Here is a 1,910-nt window from a genome sequence, read left to right on the forward strand (position 1 = left end):
CACACCGGTGATCGAGGGGATCAACGTCGCCAACGGCCTCGCCGTCAGCCCCGACGGGCGCACGCTGTACACCTCGGACTCGCCGACCCGCACGGTAATGGCCTGGGAGCTGGATACCGCCAGCGGCGAACTGGAGAATGGACGCGAGTTCCTGCGCCTGGGCGACGACGAGGGCTACGTGGACGGTGCCACCGTGGACGCGGCGGGCAACTACTGGCTGGCGGCGGTGGCCGCCGGCGCGCTGCGCTGTTACCGGCCGGATGGCAGCCTCGCGCGCGTCGTGCCGCTGCCGGTATGCAACCCGACCAAGCCCGCCTTCGGCGGCGCCGCGCTGGACACCCTGTACGTGACCACCACGCGCCTGCCACTGGGTGACGACCCCGCCGCCAACGGCGGCCTGTACGCCCTGCAACCGGGCGATCTTGCCCGGGTTGAGCAGGTTGGCCGGGTCCAGCGCGCGCTTGAGGGTGCGCATCAACTGCAGTTCCTCGGCGCTGCGCGTCCAGCCGATGTAGGGCGCGCGCGACACGCCGATACCGTGCTCCGCGGAGATCGAGCCGCCCACCTCGCGCACCGCCCGGTACACGCACTCGTCGATCGCCCGGGCGATGTCGTCCTCCTGCGAACCCACGCTGGCGACGCCGCGCGCTCGCGCTCGGACTGGGCGATGACCGCGTCGGCGATCACGCCCTCCTCCAGCAGGTCGGCGAGCACACGTTCGAACTGCGCATCGTCGGCGGCATCGTCGCCACCCATCGCTTCGACCAGCGCGTAGTAGGTGTGCCCGGTGGGCAGCGGTGGCGCACCGCCGTGGGGCTGCGCTGTGCTCATGCGCGTGTAGAAGTCATCCCACATCAATTCGTAGGAGGACAGCCGCCCGGATAGCACCCGGCCCAGTTCGCGCAACACGCTCATGCAGTCGGCGAAGTCATCCAGCGCCAGCAGCGCGGTCTGCCGGCTGGAGGGCAGCGGGCGCAGGCGCAGCACCGCGCGGGTGACAATGCCCAGGGTGCCCTCGCTGCCGATCAGCAGGTGCTTCCAGTTGTAGCCGGCGTTGTCCTTGAGCATCTTGGTCAGCGAGGACACCACGGAGCCGTCCGCCAGTACCGCTTCCAGGCCGATGACCATGTCGCGGGTCATGCCCCAGCGCAGCACCCGGTTGCCGCCGTCGCCACCGGTGACCAGGTACTTTTCACCGACAACGTCACGCAGGGCATCGAGCAGGGCCACAGTTTCCATGGCCTAGTCCCGTCCCTGCGCCAGGGCGCGGAACTGGCGGATGTCCTCGGCCATGCCGCGGCGCACGAAACCCATGTCGCTGCCCTGCACCAGCAGCTGCACGCCGAGGTCCAGCAGCGCGCGGCTGTAGTCGGTGCCGAGGCTGGCGCTGGCGGCGATCTTGCCGTGCTCGCGGCAGGCCGCGACAATCCGGCCGATCGCCTCGAACACCGCCGGGTGCCCTCGACGGCGGCGATCGCCTCGAGGTTGTCCATGCCCTGCGCGGTCTCGATCATGGCGAAGCACAGGGGCTCGCTGGCCGACGCGCTGTCCTTGCCCGTGTCATTGCCATAGTAGTTGCGCACGCGCCCGAAGGAGCGCAGCCCCGCCGGCGGGTAGCGCATGGCCTGCGCGACCTGCGCCGCGGTCTGCGCGTCCGAGACCATGGGCACCACGACACCGGCGGCGCCGAGGCCAGGGCGCGGCCGATCTGCGCGGCGTCGGCACCGGGCACGCGCACCAGCGCCGGGGTGGCGGAGAGGTCCAGCGCCTGGATCAGCCCGCCCAGGCTGGCCAGGGTCGGCCCGCCGTGCTGGGTATCGACGACCACGCAGTCGTAGCCGGCGGCGCCCACCAGTTCGGCGCTGATACTGTTGTCGATGGCGATCCAGGTGGCGAACGCGGGCGTGGGG

Annotated in this window: 1 protein-coding gene and 4 pseudogenes; 1 reads left to right on the forward strand and 4 read right to left on the reverse strand. The window is 71.1% G+C overall.

Annotated elements, in window-relative coordinates; all coding sequences use genetic code 11:
• Positions 1-7 precede the first annotated feature (7 nt).
• Positions 8-298, forward strand: a pseudogene (locus E4634_RS22105) (SMP-30/gluconolactonase/LRE family protein); the annotation flags it as partial.
• Between the two features lie 180 nt (positions 299-478).
• Here the strand turns inward: E4634_RS22105 and E4634_RS22110 are convergent.
• From E4634_RS22110 to E4634_RS22115, 4 genes and pseudogenes are all read right to left on the reverse strand, one after another.
• Positions 479-631 (reverse strand): annotated as a pseudogene (locus E4634_RS22110) (FAD-linked oxidase C-terminal domain-containing protein); the annotation flags it as partial.
• Positions 616-1,239: pseudogene (locus E4634_RS20995) on the reverse strand (FAD-binding oxidoreductase); the annotation flags it as partial. The pseudogenes E4634_RS22110 and E4634_RS20995, both read right to left, overlap by 16 nt.
• Positions 1,240-1,242: 3 nt before the next feature.
• Positions 1,243-1,449 carry a hypothetical protein gene (locus E4634_RS21930; protein ID WP_240725274.1) on the reverse strand — a complete coding sequence of 69 codons (207 nt, stop codon included), beginning with the start codon at positions 1,447-1,449 and terminating at the stop codon, positions 1,243-1,245.
• A gap of 17 nt (positions 1,450-1,466) precedes the next feature.
• A pseudogene (locus E4634_RS22115) lies at positions 1,467-1,889 on the reverse strand (aldolase/citrate lyase family protein); the annotation flags it as partial.
• Between the last annotated feature and the right edge of the window lie 21 nt (positions 1,890-1,910).

Origin of the sequence: Mangrovimicrobium sediminis, assembly GCF_004745945.1 — a bacterium.
Lineage (GTDB): Bacteria > Pseudomonadota > Gammaproteobacteria > Pseudomonadales > Halieaceae > Mangrovimicrobium > Mangrovimicrobium sediminis.